23 protein-coding genes are annotated in these 24,161 nt (G+C 33.2%); 22 read left to right on the forward strand and 1 reads right to left on the reverse strand.

What is annotated here, in order from left to right; genetic code table 11:
* Nucleotides 1-86 precede the first annotated feature (86 nt).
* The 15 genes from LQ615_RS01025 (at nucleotide 87) to whiA (ending at nucleotide 15,420) form a co-directional block, all read left to right on the forward strand.
* Entirely contained in the window at nucleotides 87-662 is a 576-nt protein-coding gene (locus LQ615_RS01025; protein WP_064204493.1) for a TlpA family protein disulfide reductase, read from the forward strand.
* 1 nt (nucleotide 663) lies between these two features.
* Entirely contained in the window at nucleotides 664-1,314 is a 651-nt protein-coding gene (locus tag LQ615_RS01030; RefSeq protein WP_017000795.1) for a YfbR-like 5'-deoxynucleotidase, read from the forward strand.
* A gap of 8 nt (nucleotides 1,315-1,322) precedes the next feature.
* On the forward strand, nucleotides 1,323-1,553 hold the full coding sequence (locus LQ615_RS01035) for a CsbA family protein (RefSeq protein WP_017000794.1): 231 nt from the start codon (nucleotides 1,323-1,325) through the stop codon (nucleotides 1,551-1,553).
* Between the two features lie 132 nt (nucleotides 1,554-1,685).
* A complete protein-coding gene (gene uvrB / locus LQ615_RS01040; RefSeq protein WP_017000793.1) occupies nucleotides 1,686-3,668 on the forward strand; it encodes an excinuclease ABC subunit UvrB in 1,983 nt (660 codons plus the stop codon).
* Nucleotides 3,669-3,673: 5 nt separating this feature from the next.
* Nucleotides 3,674-6,508: an excinuclease ABC subunit UvrA gene (gene uvrA, locus LQ615_RS01045; RefSeq protein ID WP_017000792.1), complete on the forward strand. Its 2,835-nt coding sequence runs from the start codon at nucleotides 3,674-3,676 to the stop codon at nucleotides 6,506-6,508.
* A gap of 16 nt (nucleotides 6,509-6,524) precedes the next feature.
* Nucleotides 6,525-6,878, forward strand: coding sequence for a hypothetical protein (locus LQ615_RS01050; protein WP_064204491.1), 354 nt, complete (start codon nucleotides 6,525-6,527; stop codon nucleotides 6,876-6,878).
* Nucleotides 6,879-7,235: 357 nt separating this feature from the next.
* On the forward strand, nucleotides 7,236-8,168 hold the full coding sequence (gene hprK, locus LQ615_RS01055) for an HPr(Ser) kinase/phosphatase (protein ID WP_017000790.1): 933 nt from the start codon (nucleotides 7,236-7,238) through the stop codon (nucleotides 8,166-8,168).
* Nucleotides 8,165-8,992, forward strand: coding sequence for a prolipoprotein diacylglyceryl transferase (gene lgt / locus LQ615_RS01060; RefSeq protein WP_103268609.1), 828 nt, complete (start codon nucleotides 8,165-8,167; stop codon nucleotides 8,990-8,992). The genes hprK and lgt overlap by 4 nt, the downstream gene beginning before the upstream one ends.
* Before the next feature lie 14 nt (nucleotides 8,993-9,006).
* Nucleotides 9,007-9,489 carry an acyltransferase gene (locus tag LQ615_RS01065; RefSeq protein WP_017000788.1) on the forward strand — a complete coding sequence of 161 codons (483 nt, stop codon included), beginning with the start codon at nucleotides 9,007-9,009 and terminating at the stop codon, nucleotides 9,487-9,489.
* Nucleotides 9,486-10,934, forward strand: coding sequence for a tetratricopeptide repeat protein (locus tag LQ615_RS01070; protein WP_239703773.1), 1,449 nt, complete (start codon nucleotides 9,486-9,488; stop codon nucleotides 10,932-10,934). The genes LQ615_RS01065 and LQ615_RS01070 overlap by 4 nt, the downstream gene beginning before the upstream one ends.
* Before the next feature lie 63 nt (nucleotides 10,935-10,997).
* Nucleotides 10,998-11,945, forward strand: coding sequence for a thioredoxin-disulfide reductase (gene trxB / locus LQ615_RS01075; protein WP_064204487.1), 948 nt, complete (start codon nucleotides 10,998-11,000; stop codon nucleotides 11,943-11,945).
* Between the two features lie 261 nt (nucleotides 11,946-12,206).
* Nucleotides 12,207-13,121, forward strand: a complete 915-nt coding sequence (rapZ, locus tag LQ615_RS01080) for an RNase adapter RapZ (RefSeq protein ID WP_103268608.1) — start codon at nucleotides 12,207-12,209, stop codon at nucleotides 13,119-13,121.
* Entirely contained in the window at nucleotides 13,108-14,094 is a 987-nt protein-coding gene (locus tag LQ615_RS01085; RefSeq protein ID WP_064204485.1) for a gluconeogenesis factor YvcK family protein, read from the forward strand. Before rapZ ends, LQ615_RS01085 begins: the two co-directional genes overlap by 14 nt.
* A gap of 109 nt (nucleotides 14,095-14,203) precedes the next feature.
* Entirely contained in the window at nucleotides 14,204-14,353 is a 150-nt protein-coding gene (locus LQ615_RS01090; RefSeq protein WP_017000783.1) for a hypothetical protein, read from the forward strand.
* 125 nt (nucleotides 14,354-14,478) lie between these two features.
* A complete protein-coding gene (gene whiA / locus LQ615_RS01095; protein WP_017000782.1) occupies nucleotides 14,479-15,420 on the forward strand; it encodes a DNA-binding protein WhiA in 942 nt (313 codons plus the stop codon).
* Between the two features lie 58 nt (nucleotides 15,421-15,478).
* Here whiA and clpP read toward each other — a convergent pair whose 3' ends face one another.
* On the reverse strand, nucleotides 15,479-16,069 hold the full coding sequence (gene clpP / locus LQ615_RS01100) for an ATP-dependent Clp endopeptidase proteolytic subunit ClpP (protein ID WP_017000781.1): 591 nt from the start codon (nucleotides 16,067-16,069) through the stop codon (nucleotides 15,479-15,481).
* A 440-nt stretch (nucleotides 16,070-16,509) separates the two neighbouring features.
* Here clpP and LQ615_RS01105 point away from each other — a divergent pair, with 440 nt between their 5' ends.
* The 7 genes from LQ615_RS01105 to eno all read left to right on the forward strand — a co-directional run bounded on the left by LQ615_RS01105 (nucleotide 16,510) and on the right by eno (nucleotide 23,938).
* Nucleotides 16,510-16,755, forward strand: a complete 246-nt coding sequence (locus tag LQ615_RS01105; protein ID WP_064204484.1) for a glutaredoxin family protein — start codon at nucleotides 16,510-16,512, stop codon at nucleotides 16,753-16,755.
* A gap of 149 nt (nucleotides 16,756-16,904) precedes the next feature.
* On the forward strand, nucleotides 16,905-17,921 hold the full coding sequence (locus tag LQ615_RS01110; protein WP_017000779.1) for a sugar-binding transcriptional regulator: 1,017 nt from the start codon (nucleotides 16,905-16,907) through the stop codon (nucleotides 17,919-17,921).
* 48 nt (nucleotides 17,922-17,969) lie between these two features.
* Nucleotides 17,970-18,980, forward strand: coding sequence for a type I glyceraldehyde-3-phosphate dehydrogenase (gene gap / locus LQ615_RS01115; protein ID WP_064204483.1), 1,011 nt, complete (start codon nucleotides 17,970-17,972; stop codon nucleotides 18,978-18,980).
* 114 nt (nucleotides 18,981-19,094) lie between these two features.
* Nucleotides 19,095-20,285 (forward strand): phosphoglycerate kinase, encoded by a 1,191-nt coding sequence (locus LQ615_RS01120; RefSeq protein ID WP_064204482.1) that lies wholly within the window; start codon nucleotides 19,095-19,097, stop codon nucleotides 20,283-20,285.
* A gap of 22 nt (nucleotides 20,286-20,307) precedes the next feature.
* On the forward strand, nucleotides 20,308-21,069 hold the full coding sequence (gene tpiA / locus LQ615_RS01125) for a triose-phosphate isomerase (protein WP_017000776.1): 762 nt from the start codon (nucleotides 20,308-20,310) through the stop codon (nucleotides 21,067-21,069).
* The gene (gpmI, locus tag LQ615_RS01130; protein ID WP_064204481.1) at nucleotides 21,069-22,604 is read left to right on the forward strand and encodes a 2,3-bisphosphoglycerate-independent phosphoglycerate mutase; all 1,536 of its coding nucleotides are present in this window, start codon (nucleotides 21,069-21,071) and stop codon (nucleotides 22,602-22,604) included. Before tpiA ends, gpmI begins: the two co-directional genes overlap by 1 nt.
* 29 nt (nucleotides 22,605-22,633) lie before the next feature.
* Complete coding sequence (gene eno, locus LQ615_RS01135) at nucleotides 22,634-23,938, forward strand: phosphopyruvate hydratase (RefSeq protein ID WP_017000774.1); 1,305 nt, start codon at nucleotides 22,634-22,636, stop codon at nucleotides 23,936-23,938.
* Nucleotides 23,939-24,161: the final 223 nt, after the last annotated feature.

The raw sequence follows: 24,161 nt of genomic DNA on the forward strand, positions 1-24,161 counted from the left end.
TTCAATTATGAATTTAAACTATTTGCTTTTTTTTATAACTTTAGTTGATATAATAAATGTAAATTAAGCTGAAGAGGTTTGAAGTAATGAAAAAATGGTTAAAAATCATACTAGTATTAATTTTAATGAGTATTATAGGAATAAGTATATATAAAGTGATAGACGTAAATAAGTTTCAAAATAAAGAACAATTTCAAGAACAACAGGGCGAACAAACTTTTCAAAATAGTCATCCTGCAACTGGTTTAAATGTTAATGATGAAAAAGTGAGAACTTTTGATAAACTTGAACCAACTGAATTAAAAAAAGTAACTTCTAAAAATGAAATTACAGTTATTAATTTATTTGCTTCATGGTGCGATCCTTGTAAGAGAGAAATGCCCGAGCTTGTTAAATACGCTAAGCATTCCAATAAAGATGTGGAACTGATAGGTTTAAATGTTAAAGATAAAAGAAAACCAGCACAACAACTTATTGATGACGTTCATGTAAATTATGATATATATGTAGCAGAAGAAGACTTTTTGAAAAAGTTTAAATCTTATAATATACCAACAACACTTTTCGTGAATAAAGAAGGGAAAGTAGAAAAAGTATATTTAGGAGAATTGTCCGAAAAAACACTAAATAACTTAGTCTTACAATTAAAGGAGGAACATTAATTTGGGGGTACACCAATATTTTAAAAGTTTAACAGATTTAGAGAAATTAGTAAGATGTCCTGGAAAATTCAAATTTCAAGACCATAATGTGGCAGCACATTCTTTTAAAGTAACTAAAATAGCACAATATTTAGCTACAGTTGAAGAAGCAAATGGCCAAGAAATTAATTGGAAGCTTGTATATGAGAAAGCATTAAACCACGATTATCCCGAAATATTCACTGGTGATATTAAAACACCTGTAAAATATGCTTCGTATGAATTGAAAAAATTATTTTCTCAAGTTGAAGAAGAAATGATAGAAAAGTTTATAACAGAAGAATTTCCTGAAGAATATCAAAGTATATATAGACATAGACTACAAGAGGGTAAAGATGATAGTATAGAAGGACAAATACTCAGTGTTGCTGATAAAATTGACTTGCTTTATGAATCTTTTGGAGAAATTCAAAAACGAAACCCTGAACCTTTGTTTTTTGAAATTTACGAAAGCTCATTAGAAACAATTATGCAATTCGATCATTTATCATCAGTACAAGATTTTATTCAAAATATTATACCGGAAATGTTACAAGAAAAATTTATTCCACGTTCTGAATTAAAAGAAACGACAATGACAATTCTTGAAAAACGTGAAACAAAAAGGAGTTAACGAATTGAATGATTTGGCCAATTCTAGCATTGTTCCTCCCTTGTTTACTGGTTATAGTTTTGACACAAATCACTCAAAATAAATGGATTGGATTACTGATTGCAACAGTTATTATCGGTGCATCAGTTTACAAAGGGTTCTTTCATGATGAGTTGATTATTGTGTTAGATGTTATCAGTCTAGTCGCTGGTTATTATATCGTGGACGCACTTAAAATAGATAAAATTGAATCAAGATAGATAAGAGGATAAATCAATGTGATTTTTCCTCTTATTTGTATTTTTATAAACTTAGAACGAACAAATGTTTGGTTATTTTTACAAAAATTTGTTAAAATATATTTATATATTTGAGAAAATTAGGAGGTTACTATGCAACATATTCCTTTTGAAATACATTCTGAATACTCTCCGCAAGGCGATCAACCTGAAGCAATTAAATCTCTTGTAAAGGGTATTAAAGACGGTAAAAGACACCAAACATTATTAGGTGCTACTGGTACTGGTAAGACATTTACGATGAGTAATGTAATTAAAGAAGTTGGTAAACCGACATTGATTATTGCTCATAATAAAACGTTAGCCGGGCAATTATATAGTGAATTTAAAGAGTTTTTCCCTGAAAATCGTGTTGAATACTTTGTAAGTTATTATGACTATTATCAACCTGAAGCATATGTGCCTCAAACAGATACTTTCATAGAAAAAGATGCATCTATCAATGATGAAATAGATAAATTGCGCCATTCAGCTACAAGTTCATTGTTTGAACGTAATGACGTTATTGTTATTGCGAGTGTGAGTTGTATTTACGGTTTAGGAAATCCAGAAGAATATAAGGATTTAGTAGTGAGTGTACGTAAGGGCATGGAAATGGAAAGAAATGAATTATTAAGAAAATTAGTAGATAACCAATATGCTAGAAATGATATCGATTTTAGACGTGGTACATTTAGAGTTAGAGGGGATGTTGTTGAAATATTCCCAGCATCTCGTGATGAGCTATGTGTAAGAGTCGAATTTTTTGGTGATGAAATAGATAGAATTAGAGAAGTGAATTATTTAACTGGAGAAGTTATAGCAGAAAGAGAACATTTCCTATTTTATCCAGCTTCCCACTTCGTAACACGTGAAGAAAAAATGAAAGTTGCAATTGAACGAATTGAACAAGAATTAAAAGAACGTTTAGAAGAATTGCGTAAAGAAAATAAATTATTAGAAGCACAACGTTTAGAACAAAGAACAAACTATGATTTAGAAATGATGAGAGAAATGGGATTTTGTTCAGGGATTGAGAACTACTCAGTTCACTTAACGTTACGTCCTAAAGGCTCTACTCCATATACATTATTAGATTATTTTGGTGATGATTGGTTAGTTATGGTTGATGAATCTCATGTTACATTACCACAAATTAGAGGTATGTATAATGGTGACCAAGCTAGAAAGAATGTACTTGTTGAACATGGCTTTAGACTGCCAAGTGCTTTAGATAATAGGCCTCTTAAATTTGAAGAATTTGAAGAGAAAACGAAACAACTTGTGTATGTTTCAGCTACGCCTGGTCCATTTGAAATTGAGCATACAGATGAAATGGTTGAACAAATTATACGACCAACTGGTTTGTTAGATCCAATCATAGAAGTAAGACCTAGTAAAAATCAAATCGATGATTTAATGTCAGAAATAAACGAACGTGTTGAACAAAATGAGCGTGTTCTTATCACAACGCTTACGAAAAAAATGAGTGAAGATTTAACAACTTATTTAAAAGAAGCAGGAGTCAAAGTAAACTACTTACATTCTGAAATTAAAACACTCGAAAGAATTGAAATTATTAGAGACTTAAGAATGGGTGTTTATGATGTGTTAGTGGGTATTAACTTACTAAGAGAAGGTTTAGATATCCCTGAAGTGTCGCTTGTTACAATTTTAGATGCTGATAAAGAAGGTTTCTTAAGATCAGAACGGTCACTCATCCAAACAGCAGGTCGTGCTGCACGTAACGATAAAGGTAAAGTCATTATGTATGCTGACAAAATTACTGATTCTATGAGAACAGCTATTGATGAAACAAATAGACGTAGAGAAACACAAGAAGCATATAACGAAAAATATAATATTACGCCACAAACAATTAATAAGAAAATACGCGATGTCATATCTGCTACAGTTGAAACAGATGAAGTTAACGAACAAGACAAGAAAAAAGCACCTAAGAAACTCACGAAGAAAGAAAGAGAGAAAACAATTGAGCGCGTAGAGAACGAAATGAAAGATGCTGCGAAAGATTTAGACTTCGAACGTGCATCTGAATTAAGAGACATATTGTTTGAATTAAAAGCAGAAAGGTGACTGAGATGAAAAATAAATCCATCATCGTAAAGGGTGCGAGAGCACATAACTTGAAAAATGTAGATATTGAAATACCTAAAGATCAATTAATAGTGATGACAGGTTTATCTGGGTCAGGTAAATCTTCATTAGCTTTTGATACTATTTATGCTGAAGGACAAAGAAGATATGTAGAATCTTTAAGTGCTTACGCAAGACAATTTTTAGGACAAATGGATAAGCCGGACGTTGATTTAATTGAAGGGCTGTCACCAGCTATTTCGATTGACCAAAAAACAACGAGTAAAAATCCGCGTTCTACTGTTGCAACGGTAACTGAAATTTATGATTATTTAAGATTACTATATGCAAGAGTAGGAAGACCGATATGTCCAAACCATGGTATAGAAATAAAATCTCAAACCGTGCAGCAAATGGTCGATCAAGTAATGGAGTTAGAAGAAAGAACTAAAATTCAAATTCTATCCCCAATAATTTCTGGAAGAAAAGGTTCACATAAGAAATTAATCGACGATATTGCTAAAAAAGGTTATGCAAGATTGAAAGTTGACGGCCAAATTTTAGACGTGGACGATGTACCAGAATTAAATAAAAATCAAAATCATACAATTCATGTCGTAATAGACCGCTTAGTCGTTAAAGATGGCATAGAAGCACGTCTAGCTGATTCATTAGAGACTGCTTTAGAATTAGCTGATGGTACTGCAATTGCTGACGTTATTGATGGTGATGAAATTAAGTTTTCAGAGCACCATGCATGTCCAATTTGCGGATTCTCTGTTGATCATTTAGAACCTAGAATGTTCTCATTTAACAGTCCATTTGGTGCTTGTCCATCGTGTGATGGTTTAGGCAGTAAATTAACAGTTGATATAGATTTAGTTGTTCCAGACAAAACTTTAAGCCTTAAAGATGGCGCTATATTACCATGGCAACCTATTAGTTCTAATTATTATCCAACGTTATTAGAACAAACATGTGAGCATTTTAAAATAGATATGGATAAACCATTTAAAGATTTAACTAAAAAAGAAAAAAATATCATTTTACGTGGTCATGATGATGAAATTAAATTTGAATTTAATCAAGATTATGGTACAAAAGCAAAACGTACAAGAACGATGGCTTTTGAAGGTGTGTTGAATAACATCGAAAGAAGATACCATGATTCGCCATCTGAATATGTAAGAGAAGTTATGCAAAAATACATGGTCGAAAAAACATGTGAAACATGTAATGGTTATCGATTAAATGAAAAAGCTTTATGTGTTAAAGTAGACGGTCAACATATAGGTGAAGTTGTAAGATATTCTATAAGTGATTCGTTAAAACACTTCGATAATTTAACGCTTGATGAAACTGAACGTCAAATTGCTAAGCTAATTTTGAAAGAAATACACGAAAGACTAACATTCTTAAATGATGTTGGTTTAGAATATTTAACATTAAACAGATCATCAGGTACTTTATCTGGTGGTGAAGCGCAACGTATAAGATTAGCAACGCAAATTGGTTCAAGGTTATCAGGTGTACTTTATGTTCTTGATGAGCCTTCTATAGGACTACACCAACGTGATAATGACCGATTAATTAATACTTTGAAATCTATGAGAGATATGGGCAACACTTTAATTGTTGTGGAACATGACGAAGATACGATGAAAGCAGCAGATTACCTAGTAGATATAGGGCCTAAAGCTGGTGTTCATGGCGGTGAAATAGTTGCGAGTGGTACACCAGAAGAAGTCATGGCTAATGAAGATTCTTTAACTGGTCAATATTTAAGTGGTAAAGAAAAAGTTGTCGTGCCGGCTAAGAGAAGAAAAATAACGAAACGCAAAATTTCTGTAAAAGGTGCAACGAGTAACAATTTGAAGAATGTAGATGTAGATTTTCCATTATCAGTATTGACTTGTGTAACGGGTGTTTCTGGTTCCGGCAAAAGTTCATTAGTTAACGAAGTATTATACAAAGGACTTCAAAAACAACTTTATAATACAAAAACAAGACCTGGTGCACACAAATCTATTAAAGGTGTTAATGAAATAGAAAAAATTATTGATATAGATCAATCACCAATAGGTAGAACACCAAGATCTAACCCGGCGACATATACAGGTGTATTCGATGATATTCGCGATGTATTTAGTCAAACGAATGAAGCTAAAGTAAGAGGTTATCAAAAAGGTAGATTTAGTTTTAACGTTAAAGGTGGCCGTTGTGAAGCATGTAAAGGCGATGGAATTATCAAAATTGAAATGCATTTCTTACCTGATGTATACGTACCATGTGAAGTTTGTGATGGAAAAAGGTATAATAGAGAAACGTTAGAAGTAACATATAAAGGAAAAAATATTTCTGACGTATTAGAAATGACTGTAGAAGATGCGTATCATTTCTTTGAAAGCTTGCCAAAGATAAATAGAAAGCTTAAAACACTTGTTGATGTTGGCCTAGGTTATATTAAACTCGGTCAACCTGCTACAACTTTATCCGGTGGTGAAGCTCAACGTGTGAAGCTGGCATCTGAACTGCACAGACGTTCTAACGGTAAGTCGTTATATATTCTTGACGAACCAACAACTGGTTTACACGTTGATGATATAAAACGCTTGCTAAGTGTATTAAACAGACTTGTAGAAAATGGTGACTCTGTCATTATTATAGAACATAATTTAGATGTCATTAAAACAGCAGACTATATCGTTGATTTAGGTCCAGAAGGTGGAGATGGCGGTGGAGAAATCATCGCAACAGGAACACCAGAAGATATAGTAGAAGTAGATGCATCATATACTGGTAAATATTTAAAGCCGATCTTAGAAAGAGATCGAGCATAAAACGGGAGGCGAAAGTATGAACGAAGTACAGTTAAAGATTTTAGAATTAATCGAGAAAGACCATATTAATGTAGATGAAGCGGTGAAACTATTAGAAGCTACTTCAAATAATGGTCAAAAATCAACAGCATTCACAAGTAAATCTAGAGAAAATGTAGAAACATTATTTGAAGATTTATTTGAAAAAGTAAAATCAACAGCTAAAAACGGTAAAACTGAATTTGATAAACAATTTCAAAATAGAGAAAACAGCGATGTGGATCCAGTACAACAATTAGACGAATCATTAAGAACAATTATCCGTTCATTTAACAAAGGGAACAACGAGAATAACGATAATAATAACAACGATCAAAATAATAATTTATAAGTAGCTTAGAAAGTTACGTTTGGGAGCGGGACAGAAATCTCAGTTTAATAAAAAGATTTCGTAGTCCCACCTAGTCAGCTACTGCCTTTATAATGAGAGACTGGGACATGTATTTATGTCCTAGTCTCTTTTTTATTAGAAATAATATAAATTCTGGTCATATAGAAATTTACGAGTCTCTAAAGTTGCTAGAGAAGTGTCACGTGCAACATTTCTATATTTAAAGTCAAATAATTTAAAATAACGAACTTTAATCTTCTAGTTTTTGCTTTATTGTCACTTTTCGTATATTTATAATGATTGCAGTTATCACTAAAGTTCATTAGAATTAACATATATTAACCTAGAGGTGAACCTATGATTACGAGTAGTAAATTAATAGAACAATTTAACATGGAAGTCATTGCTGGTAAGGCTGGACTCCATCGCAAAGTAACTGAAACTGATTTATCAAGACCTGGGCTCGAGATGGCAGGGTATTTTTCACATTATTCTTCAGACAGAATTCAAGTATTAGGTACGACAGAATTATCATTTTATAATTTGTTGCCGGATGAAGAAAAAGAAGGACGCATGGCTAAATTATGTAGACCGGAAACACCAGCTATTATTATAACGCGTGGACTAGAAGCGCCTGAAGAATTAAAAGAAAGCTGTAATAGAGAGAATACGCCACTACTTATCAGCGAATCATCAACTACAAAATTGATGGGACAAGTGACAAGCTATTTAGAAAGAGAATTAGCGCCTGAAACTTCGTTGCACGGTGTACTTGTTGACGTTTATGGTGTTGGTGTTCTTATTACTGGCGATAGTGGTGTTGGTAAGAGTGAAACAGCATTAGAACTTGTAAAAAGAGGTCATCGTCTTGTAGCGGATGATAACGTAGAGATAAAAGAAATTAATAAGAATGAATTAATCGGTAAAGCACCGAAAATCATTGAACATTTATTAGAAATAAGAGGTTTAGGTATCATTAACGTAATGACATTATTTGGAGCCGGTTCGATTTTGATGGAAAAACGTATTAAATTAAATATCAATTTAGAGACATGGCACAAAGAAAAAATTTATGATCGTGTAGGATTAAATGAAGAAACATTAAAAATACTCGATTCTAAAATTACTAAGAAAACAATACCTGTTCGACCTGGTAGAAACTTAGCTGTCATTATTGAAGTGGCAGCGATGAACTATCGTCTAAACAATATGGGTATTAATACGGCAGAAGAATTTAATAATCGTCTAAATGCTGAAATATTAAAAAACGCTAGTAAGGAGAAAGAATGATGGAAGTGCTAGGGATAGATCCAGTCGCAATTCAATTAGGACCACTTTCAATTAGGTGGTATGGAATCATAATCGCATCTGGTATATTAATTGGTTATCTTATGGCACAAAGCACGGCTAAAAAGGTAGGAATTAAAGAAGAAACGTTAATTGATTTAATCATTTGGTGTGTGGTTATGGCCATCATTTGTGCGAGAATATATTATGTTGCATTTGAATGGGAATATTATAGTCAACACTTAGCAGAGATACCTTTAATTATGAACGGTGGAATTGCTATACACGGTGGATTAATTGGTGCATTTTTAACTGGGGCAATATTATGTCGAGTGAAAAACTTATCCTTCTTCCAAATGGTCGATATTGTGGCGCCAGGTATTATTTTAGCGCAAGCCATTGGGAGATGGGGTAATTTTATCAATCAAGAAGCACACGGTGGACCTGTTTCAAGAAGCTTCTTGGAAAACATACATATACCTGATTTTATCATTAACCAAATGCAAATTGACGGTGTATTTTATCAACCGACATTCCTGTATGAATCGATATGGAATATCATTGGATTTATTATTTTATTATTAATAAGACCACATTTAAAAATTGGCGAAACATTCTTTGCATATTTAATTTATTACTCTATTGGTCGATACTTTATAGAAGGATTAAGAACAGATAGTTTAATGCTTACTGAATATTTAAGAATTGCTCAAGTAATATCTATTGTCATTATTATTGCATCAATCATCTTTATATTATATAGAAGGATACGTTATGATTTACCTAAATTCAGAGAAGTTAAAGGTTATTACCATAACTCGAATTGAAAGAAGTGTTAATTTTGAGAGCATTAAAAATAAAGAAAGTTTCTGGTGCGAATCCATTATGGAAAATGTATCAAACAATACGTTTTATAAAAGTATGTAAAAATGTTATTATCATTGAAATTAGTAGATATTTACCAAGTCTTAAATGGAAACATTGGTTATATCGAAAAGCTTTAAAAATGAAAGTAGGAAGGGAAACTGCTTTTGCATTTAAAGCAACGCCAGATATTTTATACCCGGAACTTATTACACTAGGTAGTAACTGTGTAATAGGATATAATGCGACAATATTATGCCACGAGTATTTAGTAGAAGAATATAGGGTTGGTCGCGTTAACATTGGAGATAATGTGTTAATCGGAGCAAATGCGACGATTTTAGCTGGCGTTAACATTGGAAATAATGCTATTGTAGCTAGCGGAACTATCGTTTCGAAAGATGTTCCTGAGGATATGATGGCATTTGGCAATCCAATGCAACTTAAGAAGAGGCGGTGAATAAATCATTGGGAGACAATTCGAATATTATACATGTTAGGTTTGATAAAGACTTCTATTACCATAAGGCTATGGAAAAAATGAGAGAACAAGATTATATATATGCTGAGTCTTTATTTAAAAAAGCACTTGAACTATCGCCTGATGATTTTGTTATTATTCCGCCATACGCTGAATGTCTTGTAGAGCTTAATCAAAATACAAAAGCTGAAGAACTAATGTATGATCAAATAGCTAAGGGCAATTTTGTAACAGATTATTATTTTTATTTAAGTCAGATGTTCATAAAATCAAATGAACCGAACAAGGCATTTTTATTCGGTTTAAGGTATGTAACAGAGGAAGATGACCAAGATTATTTTGATGAAATGATACAAATGTTCGAAGTGAAATATGATGATCAAACAGTAGTTGAAGAAGAAGCAGAAAGATATGTAATTCAGCATATCTTTCAATATTTATTTGGTAATGGTCGTTTAGATGAAGCATATCACTACCTTGAACGACAGCGTTTAACTATGCAAGAAGATGTGCATATCATGAATTTAAAAGCGATGGCGTTGCTGTATAACAGTAAATATGAAGAAGCAGAAGCATTATTACAAACAATCTTAGATGAGGACCCCTCAGATATTTATGCACTTTGCCATATGACATTACTCTTATATAACACTGAACAAATGGATAGATTTAACCATTATTTAAAACAATTAAGTAAGCTACATCCTATTAATGACGAAGAGTCATTTAAATTGGGTGTAGTGTTAAGTTATTTAGGTAAGCATAAATCTTCAAACCAATTGTTAGTGCCACTTTTAAAGAAACCTCAGGCGAGTACACCACAATTACATCATGCCTTAAGTTATAATTTTTATCATTTAGGTTATTTGGAAGAGGCTAAACGTCATTGGCTAAAGTTTGAAGGTAGTGTACAATACCATAGTCAATTACCTCCATGGAAAATTGACGACCTTAAAGATATGCTAGATAAGCAAGTGTTACCTTTATTAAAAGATGAAGATTATAGATATCGTTTATATGGAATATTCTTATTGGGGCATATGAAGAATAAAGAATTAGTCATGTCCCATGAAACTTGGGAAGTTTTAGAGAATTTACCTGATTATGAACGACTATATATTACGTATATCTTTCAAGATTTACATCTTAATAAACTAGGTTTTATTGATGAAGGTATGAGATTAATAGAACAATCTGAATATCAACATTATGGTAAAGAATTATTCGTGTCATGGATAGAACATGCTGAAATGTTGATTGCAGAACATGAAAATATTGAAGAAGCAACACACTATGTTGCCGCGTCGATTTATATTTATTTAAAGACATTAAATAAAAAAATAACTAAAAAAGAGATACAAAATTCATTTAACATAACAGCTTATCGCTTAAATAAAGCGATAAAAGCATTAGTGAGCATATAAGTTTGCTTATGTGAATGATTGTTGTACAATTCTACTGAATTAATAAGAGGAGGCAGTTTATAAATGACTACACAAGTAGATTATGATGTAATTATTGTTGGGGCAGGTCCAGCTGGTATGACAGCAGCAGTATATGCTTCAAGAGCTAATTTATCAACTGTGATGATAGAACGTGGTATGCCAGGTGGACAAATGGCAAATACAGAAGATGTAGAGAACTTCCCTGGTTTTGATTTAATAACTGGACCAGATTTATCAACTAAAATGTTTACACACGCGCAAAAATTTGGTGCTAAATATGAATATGGTGATATAAAAGATATAGAAGATAAAGGTCATTATAAAGTTGTTAACATGGGAGATAAAACACTAACTGCACATGCAATTATCATTGCGACAGGTGCAGAATATAAGAAAATTGGTGTGCCTGGTGAACAAGAATTAGGTGGCCGTGGTGTAAGTTACTGTGCAGTTTGTGATGGTGCATTCTTTAAAGGTAAAAATATTTACGTTATTGGTGGAGGAGATTCTGCTGTAGAAGAAGGCATGTTCTTAACTAAATTTGCAGACAAAGTAACAGTTGTACACAGAAGAGATGAATTAAGAGCTCAAAAAATCATTCAAAATCGTGCATTTAAAAATGAAAAAATGGACTTCATTTGGAATTCAACATTGAAATCTATTAATGAAAAAGATGGAAAAGTTGGTTCAGTAACATTAGTATCAACTGAAGACGGTTCTGAAGTAGAACATGAAGCTGATGGTGTATTTATTTACATCGGTATGAAACCATTAACTAAACCATTTGAATCATTAGGTATTTTAAATGAAAATGGCTATATTGAAACAAATGATGATATGGAAACGAACGTACCTGGTGTATACGCTGCAGGAGATGTACGTGAAAAAACATTACGTCAAATCGTTACAGCAACAGGTGATGGTAGTATAGCAGCTCAAAATGCTCAAGCTTATATTGAAACACTAGAAGACGAAGAACAATTAATTTAATGAAATTTATAAACAGTCCGGGACATATATAAATGTCTCGGACTGTTTCATTACATAGGGAGTAGCTGACTGGACTGAAAATGAGCTTAGAACAATTTTTTATCATAGTAATCCTAGTTGGGACGGGACTACAAAATTTTTAAAAAAATATAATTTCTGTTCCGCTCTTTTAATAAATATCGATAGCTTCATATATTTAATGTATTTTATGATGTTATGATGTAATATAAAGGTATATTTGATAGTCAAAGGAGAATAGTTATGAAACTTGTCGACAAGAGCAATGTGAAGAATGAATTAATAGTCGTTACAGGTATGTCTGGTGCAGGTAAATCAGTAGCATTACAGGCGTTAGAAGATTTAGGATATTTTTGCGTAGATAACTTACCACCAATCCTATTACAAAAATTCGTAGATTTGATGGATCAAGGTAATCCTTCCTTATCAAAAGTAGCAATCGGAATTGATTTAAGAGGAAGAGATTTTTTTAATAACTTAAGAGAAGAATTAGATTATATACAAAGTGAAAAAAAGGTTATTGTGGATATACTATTTTTAGAAGCTAACGATAAAAGGTTAATTTCAAGATATAAAGAAACGAGAAGAACACATCCACTTAGTGAAAAAGGAAGCTTGTTAGCAGCTATTGAGCAAGAAAGAGTGTTGCTAAGTGACATTAAAGGTATTAGTAATTTTGTGATTGATACTACAGAAATGAAACCAAAATCATTAAAACAAGAATTAATTGAAACTTTCGAAAAAGATCCTTCTTCAACATTCGAAGTAAGGGTGTTGAGCTTTGGTTTTAAACATGGTATGCCTATAGATGCAGATATTGTATTTGATGTAAGATTTTTACCTAATCCATATTATGTAGACGAATTAAGGCCATTAACTGGGTTAGACGATGAAGTATACCAATATGTAATGAAATGGAAAGAGACTTCGACTTTTTATAAGAAGTTTAGTGATTTAATGATGTTTATGTTACCAGGATATAAAAAAGAAGGTAAATCACAATTAACAATTGCAATTGGTTGTACAGGTGGTCAACACCGCTCTGTAGCACTTGCTAAAAGACTAGGTGAAGATATTAAAGATAATTTTGATTATGTTGTGTATACGTCACATCGCGATGCACATATCGAAAGTAGAATAAAAAATGAAAAAAATTAAAGTTGTCCTAATTGGAGGCGGAACAGGTCTTTCAGTATTAGCAAGAGGACTGAAAGATTATCCAATTGATATAACTGCCATTGTTACAGTTGCTGATGACGGTGGTAGTACAGGTAAAATCCGTGATGTGATGGATATACCTGCACCTGGTGATATTAGAAATGTGTTAGCAGCATTAAGTGATACAGAACCAATGCTTGAAAAATTATTCCAATATCGTTTTGAAGAGGAAAAATTGGGTGGTCATTCAATAGGAAATCTATTATTAGCAGCAATGACTAACATAACGGATGATTTCGGACATGCCGTAAAAGAATTAAGTAAAATTTTAAATATTAAAGGACAAGTTATACCATCTACAACTAAAAGTATTGTGCTTAATGCGGTTATGTCTGATGGAGAAGTTGTTGTCGGTGAATCGAATATACCTAAAAAATCTAAAAAGATAGAAGAAGTATATTTAACACCTGAAGACATTGAACCAATGCCTGAAGCAATACAAGCAATAGAAGAAGCAGACTTAATTGTTATGGGACCTGGTTCGTTGTATACCAGCATTTTACCAAATTTAATATTAAACAAGATGAGAGACGCGATTATTAATACGGAAGCTGAAAGATTATATGTATGTAATCTTATGACACAAAAAGGTGAAACAACTGGATATAGCGTGAGTGATCATGTTAAAGCAATTCACGATCACGTAGGAGCGTCGTTTATAGATTTTGTAATTTGTCAGAATGAACGTTTTAATAAAGAAATTTTATTGAGATATGAAGAAGAAGATGCAAAACAAGTAGATTTTGATCATGACAAATTAAAAGAGATGGGCGTTCAATGTATTCATGATAAAAACCTTGTGAGTATTACACCACATCAATATATTAGGCATAATAATAAAGTGCTTGCACGTATTATATATGAAGTTGTTCTTCAAGAAATTAGTACGATTCAATACAAAAAAGATAAATAAATTAGAGAAGCATAGTAATAATATTTATAATGTTATTACTATGCTTCTTTTAAAAATTGAAGTAGAATAAAAGTGTATTTGTAAGGGGTTACAAAATGGGGTGGTAGTTATGAAACGAGTACAAATTTTGATGGTACTTATTGGATGTATTTTATTGTTAACAGGGTTAGTTGTTCATCAATCTTTAGGGGTTATCTTTTTAATTATAGGCGTGACTATGATTTTGTTTGGTATTATCAAAGAAACAGCAAAAAAATAAAACTTAAGATGAATAACTTGATACGCCCGGCTGTTCCATGTAATATATAGTAGAAATGAAACGTATGATATGTCTTTCGGCATATCATTATTTTTATGTGTATAAATAAGAAAGGGTGATCTGCTGTGAGCTTTGCTTCAGAAATGAAAAATGAATTAACGCGAATAGAAGTTGACGATGATTGTGCAAAAGCAGAACTTTCAGCTTTGATTAGAATGAATGGAAACTTAAGCATTTCTAATCAACAATTTGTTATAAATGTTCAAACAGAAAACGCAGCCATAGCACGACGTATATTTTCACTAATAAAAAAATGCTTCGGTGTAGAAGTTGAATTATTAGTAAGAAAGAAAATGAAACTCAAGAAAAACAATATATATATTAGTAGAATTAAAGTTAAAGCAAAAGAAATACTAGATGAACTTGGTATACTGCAAGACGGTATGTTTAAACAAGAAATTGATAAAAGTATTTTAAAAAATGATATTTGTAAAAGAAGCTATTTGCGAGGTGCATTTTTAGCGGGCGGGTCAGTAAACAACCCGGAAACTTCATCATATCATTTAGAAATATTTTCATTATATGAGGAGCATTCAGCAGATTTAACAGCTTTAATGAATCAGTATGAATTAAATTCTAAACAGTTAGAGCGTAAAAAAGGTTACATTAGTTATTTAAAAGAAGCAGAAAAAATCTCGGATTTCTTAAGTTTAATAGGCGGGTATCAAGCGTTGCTTAAATTTGAAGATGTTCGAATTATTAGAGATATGCGTAATTCAGTGAATAGACTTGTAAATTGTGAAACAGCAAATTTAAATAAAACCGTAAGTGCAGCGATGAAACAAGTAGAGAGTATTCAATTAATCGATAAAGAGATTGGAATAGACAATTTACCGGATCGTTTAAGAGAAGTGGCAAGATTAAGGATTGATAACCAAGATGTTTCTATTAAAGAACTTGGAGAAATGGTAAGTACAGGTAAAATTTCTAAATCAGGTATTAATCATAGGTTACGTAAATTAAATGAAATGGCAGATAAAATAAGAAGCGGCGAAACAATTAATTAAGTATATAATAAAAACGCCTTTCCAAAATAAATTGGAAAGGCGTTTTTTTATTAAAAAATTATTTTATATCTTCAGGATGCATAACATCGTCGATTAAACCATAATCTTTAGCTTCATCAGCTGTTAAGAAGTTATCACGGTCAGTATCTCTTTCAATTTTATCAATTGGTTGACCTGTTCTTTCAGATAAGATGTTGTTTAATTTTTCACGTGTGCGTAAGATATGACGAGCAGCGATTTCAATTTCAGTTGCTTGTCCTTGTGCACCACCAAGTGGTTGGTGAATCATTACTTCACTGTTAGGTAGAGCAAAACGTTTACCTTTTGCACCAGCTGCTAATAGGAATGATCCCATTGAAGCTGCCATACCTATACAAATAGTTTGTACGTCTGGTTTGATGTGTTGGATTGTATCATAGATAGCAAAGCCAGCTGTTACACTACCACCAGGTGAGTTAATGTAAAGATATATGTCTTTTTCAGAGTCTTGAGCTTGTAAGAATAATAATTGTGATACGATTGAGTTCGCTACGTTATCGTCGATAGCAGAACCTAACATAATAATGCGGTCTTTCAATAAACGTGAGTAAATATCATAAGCGCGTTCACCGCGGTTTGTTGTTTCTATAACTGTTGGTATTAAATTCATCAGTTAATCCTCCTTTGAATATGTTAATGACCATATCATACAACACAAAGTCAAACATGGTCAAAATATATGACCTACTGATGAATATTATAACTTAAATAGCTGATTTATACACAGGAAATTTGCGACAATTATTGTCAATGGTTGCATAAATGATATAATAGTTTCCGTAATCAATAAGCTGAGTGCAATGTATAAGCGTGACATCCATATTAAAATATTCGCATCTTTTTTTAATAATGTTTTCTGCTTGGCTGTAAGTCATTATAATCACTCCCTATAATTGATAACTTTATTATATAATGAAGATGTTAAGGCATTATAAATAAACAATTAAGAATTAACTCTCCGTAGTGTAATGGATAACACGCAAGATTCCGGTTCTTGAAATGGGCGTTCAATTCGTCCCGGGGAGGCTATTTTAACTAAAGGATGAGAACATGAACATTAAATTTTACATCGGACGAAATTGTGGTTTGTGTGAAGATGCGAAATATCAACTAGAATTTTTCAAAGAAACTTTTGAAAAGCCTGTTAATATTGAAACAATACATATAGAAGATAATGATTATTTATTGAATGAATACATGCTTAGAATTCCAATTGTCATGTATCAAGATAAAATACTTCAAGAAGGAAATATTGATTTCGTAACATTATTAGAAGAAGTAGAAAATTTAAGCTAAATCAAATTGCTTTTACTTGCAATCAGTTTGCAGTGGGTGTATTATAATAACTGTAAACAGATATTATTTTTTTGACCCACATGGGACGAAAAATGTCTAACCCAGGTTAGAAATTGCCCATCTGTTAATTTGTGAGGAGGGACATGTTTATGGAAGATTTGTTAAAGATACAACATAGACTTGTGCCTGACCTAATTGACAAGATGTATCGACGTTTTAATATTTTATCAACGATTGAGAAGAAGCAACCTATTGGCAGAAGAACATTAAGTGATGTTATGAATATTACTGAACGGGTATTGAGAACAGAGATAGAAATTTTAAAACAGCAAGATTTAATCCGCGTTCAATCTACAGGTATGAAACTAACTGAGACTGGCGAGCACACGTTAGCATCGTTATCTCATTACCTCACATTATATTCAAGTTTCAATCACTTAGAAGATGAGATTTTCAATCAATATGGCGTTAAAGTTCATATCGTAAGAGGAAACTCTGATAAAGATGAAACAGTTAAGGCGGAGATGGGAAATGTAACGGGAGAATTACTTGAACAGTCTTTATATGATAAAGCATCTGTTTCAGTAACTGGTGGGTCGACGATGGCTAAAGTTAGTGAGTCATTACATCCATTAGATAAAGACATTTTGTTCACACCAGCTCGTGGCGGCTTGGGAGAAAATGTAGTATTTCAAGCTAATACGATTTGTGCAAGCATGGCAAATAGAACTGGTGGGTCGTATAAGGTCTTGTATGTTCCAGACCAAGTAAGCGAAAGTTCATATGAGACTTTGCTGAAAGAACCAGCTGTTATAGAGGTTCTGGATGCAATTCGTCGCTCGGATTTTATTATTCACGGGATTGGTGATGCGCTGAAAATGGCTGAAAGAAGAAAGTCTTCAGATGAAGTCTTAAGTCAATTGAAACATCATCATGCAGTCGGAGAAGCTTTTGGTTATTATTTTAATGCCAAAGGCGAGGTCGTACATCGTGTCAAAACGATTGGCTTGCAACTAGAAGATTTAGCGACAAAAACAAATATTTTTGCAGTAGCGGGCGGTGCATCGAAAGCAGATGCGATTAAAGCATATCTTGAAATTGCACCGAAGAATACCATTTTGGTAACTGATGAAAGTGCTGCAAAAGCAATAATCAATGCGGAATAAAAGGTTAATAGCCTTTTTCAAATAACAAATTTAAAGGAGGCCATCATAATGGCAACTAAAGTAGCAATTAATGGATTTGGTAGAATAGGTCGTTTAGCATTTAGAAGATTACAAGAAGTAGAAAATATCGAAGTAGTAGCAATCAACGATTTAACAGATGACGCTATGTTAGCTCATTTATTAAAATACGATTCTACACAAGGTCGTTTCAAAGATGAAGTAGAAGTAATTGAAGGCGGATTCCGTGTAAACGGTAAAGAAATCAAAACTTTCGAAAATCCTAACCCTAAAGAATTACCTTGGGGAGACTTAGACATCGATGTAGTATTAGAATGTACTGGTTTCTTCGCTGATAAAGAAAAAGCTCATGCTCACATCGACGCAGGTGCTAAAAAAGTATTAATTTCAGCTCCAGCTTCAGGCGACTTGAAAACAATCGTATACAATGTTAACCATGATGAATTAGACGGTTCAGAAGAAATCGTATCTGGTGCATCTTGTACTACTAACTGTTTAGCTCCAATGGCTAAAGTATTAAATGATGAATTCGGTATCGTTGAAGGATTAATGATGACAATTCATGCTTATACTGGTGACCAAAATACACTAGATGCTCCACATGCTAAAGGTGACTTCCGTCGTGCTCGTGCAGCAGCTGAAAACATCGTACCTAACTCAACTGGTGCAGCTAAAGCAATTGGCTTAGTTATCCCAGAATTAAAAGGTAAATTAGATGGATCAGCTCAACGTGTTCCAGTAGCAACTGGTTCAGTAACTGAATTAACAGCAGTATTAGATAAAGAAGTATCTATAGAAGAAATCAACGAAGCAATGAAAAATGCTACAAATGATTCATTCGGATACACTGAAGACGAAATCGTTTCTTCTGATGTTATTGGCATCACTTACGGTTCATTATTCGACGCAACTCAAACTCGTGTAATGACAGTTGGAGACCGTCAATTAGTTAAAACTGTTGCTTGGTATGACAACGAAATGTCTTACACTTCACAATTAGTTCGTACTTTAGAATATTTAGCTGCAGAAGCTAACAAATAATTTAATTAAATGAACTAAATAGGTTATGCTTATGAGTAAGCGGGGAGCACAACGCTTCTCCGCTTATTTTTAATCGTTAAGCATTTTCTATTATTCAGAGGAGGAAGACTAGTCATGGCAAAAAAGAATGTTAAAGATATTGACTTAAAAGGTAAAAAGGTACTTGTAAGAGCAGATTTTAATGTACCAATGAAAGACGGAGCAATTACAAATGACAACAGAATCGTTCAAGCGCTTCCTACTATAAAATATATTGCCGAACAAGGCGGTAAAGTTATTTTATTCTCACATTTAGGTAAAGTGAAAACAGAAGAAGATAAAAAAGAATTATCACTTAAACCAGTAGCAGAACGCTTAAGCGAATTATTAAATGAAAAAGTAACATTTGTTCCTGAAACTCGTGGCGAAAAACTAGAAAATGCTATCAATGATTTATCTGAAGGCGGCGTGTTATTATTTGAAAACACACGTTTCGAAGATGTAGATGGCAAGAAAGAATCTAAAAATGATCCTGAATTAGGTAAGTACTGGGCTTCTTTAGGTGATGTATTTATTAATGATGCATTTGGTACAGCACACCGTGAACATGCATCTAACGTTGGCATCGCATCTAATGTTGAAACAGCATCAGGATTCTTAATGGATAAAGAAATTAAATTTATCGGTGGCGTTGTAAATAACCCAGAACGTCCTTTAGTAGCTATTTTAGGTGGTGCTAAAGTTTCAGATAAGATTGGCGTAATTGAAAACTTATTAAATATCGCTGATAAAGTTATTATCGGTGGTGGAATGGCATATACATTCTTTAAAGCACAAGGTAAAGAAATTGGATTATCATTATTAGAAGAAGATAAAATTGATTTTGCTAAAGAATTACTAAATCGTGCAGGAGATAAAATTATCCTTCCAGTAGATTGTAAAGTAGCAAAAGAATTTTCAAATGATGCAAAAATCACTGAAGTTTCTATAGATGAAATCCCATCTGATCAAGAAGCAATGGATATTGGTCCTAAGACAGTAGAATTATTTACTGAAGCTCTAGAAGGGGCTAACACTGTTGTTTGGAACGGTCCAATGGGCGTATTTGAATTCAATAACTTTGCTAAAGGTACAATCGGTGTATGTGAAGCTATCGCAAACTTAAAAGATGCAACTACTATTATCGGTGGCGGAGATTCTGCTGCAGCGGCAATGGACTTAGGATTTGCTGATGACTTTTCACACATTTCAACTGGTGGCGGTGCTTCACTAGAATATCTAGAAGGCAAAGAATTACCAGGTATCGAAGCTATTTCAGAAAAATAATTATAAAAGGAGTTAATATATCATGAGAAAACCAATTATCGCAGGTAACTGGAAAATGAACAAAACAGTTCAAGAAGCAAAAGACTTTGTTAATGAACTTCCAGCTTTACCTGATACAAACGAAGTTGATTCAGTAATTTGTGCACCAACTTTACAATTAGATGCACTTGTTAATTTAACAAAAGAAGGCGTAGCAGAAGGATTACAAATCGGTGCTCAAAATGCTCACTTTGAAGACAGTGGTGCGTTCACTGGTGAAACTTCTCCAGCAGCATTAGAAGATTTAGGCGTAAAATATGTTGTCCTTGGACACTCTGAACGTCGTGAATACTTTGGTGAAACAGATGAAGATGTTAACAAAAAAGCATTAGCTGTATTTTCTCATAATATGACACCAATTATTTGTGTAGGTGAAACTTTAGATGAAAGAGAAGCAGACAAAGCTGAATCAGTAGTAGGCGACCAAGTTGAAGCTGCTCTTAAAGGATTCACTGAAGAACAAGTTAAATCAACAGTTATAGCTTATGAACCTATCTGGGCTATTGGTACTGGTAAATCTTCAACTTCAGAAGATGCTAACCAAATGTGTGCACATGTTCGTAAAGTTGTAGCAAATGCATACTCACAAGAAGCAGCAGATGCACTTCGTGTTCAATATGGTGGTAGTGTTAAACCTGAAAACATTAAAGAATATATGGCTCAATCAGATATCGATGGCGCATTAGTTGGCGGCGCTTCATTAAAAGTTGATTCATTTGTAGCACTATTAGAAGGTGCAAAGTAATGGCTAAACAACCAACAGCACTTATCATACTTGATGGATTTGCAAACCGTGAAGAAGAACATGGTAATGCGGTTAAACAAGCCAACAAACCAAACTTTGATAGATATTACAATAAATATCCACATAACGAATTATCAGCTTGTGGTCTAGATGTTGGACTACCAGAAGGTCAAATGGGTAACTCTGAAGTAGGTCACTTAAATATTGGTGCCGGCAGAGTTGTTTACCAGAGTTTAACTCGTATTAATAAGTCTATAGAAGACGGCGATTTCTTTGAAATTGAAGCATTAAAAGAAGCAATGCAACATGTCGTAAAAAATGATTCAACATTACATTTAATGGGATTATTATCAGACGGTGGTGTTCACAGTCACTACAAACATCTATTTGCTTTACTAGAATTAGCTAAAAAGCAAGGTGTTAAAAAAGTTTATGTTCATGGATTCTTAGACGGTCGTGATGTTGATCAAAAATCAGCTATCAGATATATCGAAGAAACTGAAAATAAATTCGAAGAAATAGGCATTGGACAATTTGCTTCTATTTCTGGTCGTTACTATGCAATGGACAGAGATAATCGTTGGGATCGTGAAGAAAAAGCATATAATGCAATGTCTAATGGTGAAGGTCCTGTTTACCCAACAGCTGTTGAAGGTGTTGAGGCAAACTATAAAGATGGACTTACAGACGAATTTGTTGTGCCATTTATCGTGAAAGATGAAGAAAAAGGCGTTGAAAATAATGGCGTTAACAGTCATGACGCAATGATATTCTTCAACTTCCGTCCCGATAGAGCAGCACAATTAAGCCAAGTTTACACTAACGAGAAATTCGAAGGTTTCGAAATCAAACGTAAACTAGAAGATTTATATTTCGTAACGTTCACAAATTATAGTGATGATGTGTTTGCTGAAGTAGCTTTCAAACCAGTTGATATTAAAAATACAATCGGTGAAGTTGCTGAGAAGAACAATTTAAATCAATTACGAATTGCTGAAACTGAAAAATTCCCACATGTAACTTACTTTATGAGTGGTGGTTCACATGCTGAATTTAACGGTGAACGTCGTGTGCTAATTGACTCACCAAAAGTAGCAACATATGATTTAAAACCTGAAATGAGTGCTTACGAAGTTAAAGATGCTTTAATCGGTGAATTAGATAAAGGTGATTTAGATTTAATCATTTTAAACTTTGCTAACCCGGATATGGTTGGTCATAGTGGAATGCTTGAGCCAACTATTAAAGCTATCGAAGCAGTAGATGAATGTCTAGGTGAAGTAGTAGATAAAATATTATCTATGAATGGTACGGCAATTATAACAGCTGACCATGGTAACTCTGATGAAGTATTAACAGATACTGAATCACCAATGACTACACATACAACAAACCCTGTTCCTGTTATTGTAACTAAAGAAGGGGTAGAAGTAAGAAGTGATGGCAGACTAGCAGATTTAGCACCAACACTTATTGACTTACTAGGAGTAGAACAACCAGAAGATATGACTGGTGAATCATTAATTAAAAAATAATTAACTATTATGAAAAAGGAGTTTTAAATATGCCAATTATTACAGATATTTATGCACGCGAAGTATTAGATTCACGTGGTAACCCAACAGTAGAGGTAGAAGTATTAACAGAAAGTGGTGCTTTTGGTAGAGCATTAGTACCTTCAGGCGCTTCAACTGGTGAATATGAAGCAGTTGAATTACGTGACGGAGACAAAGATCGTTACTTAGGTAAAGGTGTACTTAAAGCAGTAGAAAATGTTAACGAAATTATTGCACCAGAAATTATCGAAGGTGAAATTTCAGTTTTAGAACAAGTATCAATCGATAAATTAATGATCGCTTTAGATGGTACGCCAAACAAAGGTAAATTAGGCGCAAATGCTATCCTTGGTGTTTCAATCGCAGTAGCTCATGCAGCTGCAGATTTCTTAGGACAACCTTTATACAAATATCTTGGTGGATTCAACGGTGTTCAATTACCAGTTCCAATGATGAACATTGTAAACGGTGGTTCACACTCTGACGCACCAATTGCTTTCCAAGAGTTCATGATTTTACCGGTAGGTGCAGAATCATTCAAAGAAGCATTACGTTGGGGAGCTGAAATCTTCCATAACTTAGCTAAAATCTTGAAATCTCGTGGTTTAAACACAGCAGTAGGCGACGAAGGTGGATTCGCTCCTGAATTCGAAGGTACTGAAGATGGCGTTGAAACTATCTTAGAAGCTATTAAAGCAGTTGGCTTAGAGCCAGGTAAAGATGTAGTTTTAGGATTTGACTGTGCAGCTTCAGAATTCTTCGAAAACGGCGTATATGACTATGCTAAATTCGAAGGTGAACACGGTGTTAAACGTTCAAGCGAAGAACAAGTTGATTTCTTAGAAGAGTTAGTTAACAAATATCCTATCATCACTATTGAAGACGGTATGGACGAAAACGACTGGGACGGATGGAAAATCCTTACTGACCGTATCGGAGACCGTGTTCAATTAGTAGGTGACGACTTATTCGTTACAAATACTGAAAAATTATCAGAAGGTATCGAAAAAGGTATCGGTAACTCAATCTTAATCAAAGTTAACCAAATCGGTACATTAACTGAAACATTCGAAGCTATCGAAATGGCTCAAAAAGCTGGTTACACTGCAGTTATTTCTCACCGTTCAGGAGAAACTGAAGATACTACAATTTCAGATATCGCAGTTGCTACTAATGCTGGTCAAATTAAAACTGGTTCATTATCTAGAACAGATCGTATTGCTAAATACAATCAATTATTACGTATCGAAGATGAATTATATGAAACTGGTAAATTTGAAGGTATAAAAGCTTTCTATAACTTATCTAAATAATTGTGCATTTAATATAAAATGATTCACAAAATATGAGACTAGTATGAATATATCTATTCTCAAAATTAAACCATCGATTTGTTGGATTTCACATTATCTAACAGATTGGTGGTTTTTTTATATTAAAACAAACTGTTTTTACAGTAACGCTTTAACGCTTTAAATTAAATGTGTCATTATCATTCCATTACGTGTTAAAATGGGCTATAATATAGAGAATTAT

Source organism: Mammaliicoccus sp. C-M13 (genome assembly GCF_022386845.1).
Taxonomy (GTDB): Bacteria; Bacillota; Bacilli; order Staphylococcales; family Staphylococcaceae; genus Mammaliicoccus; species Mammaliicoccus lentus.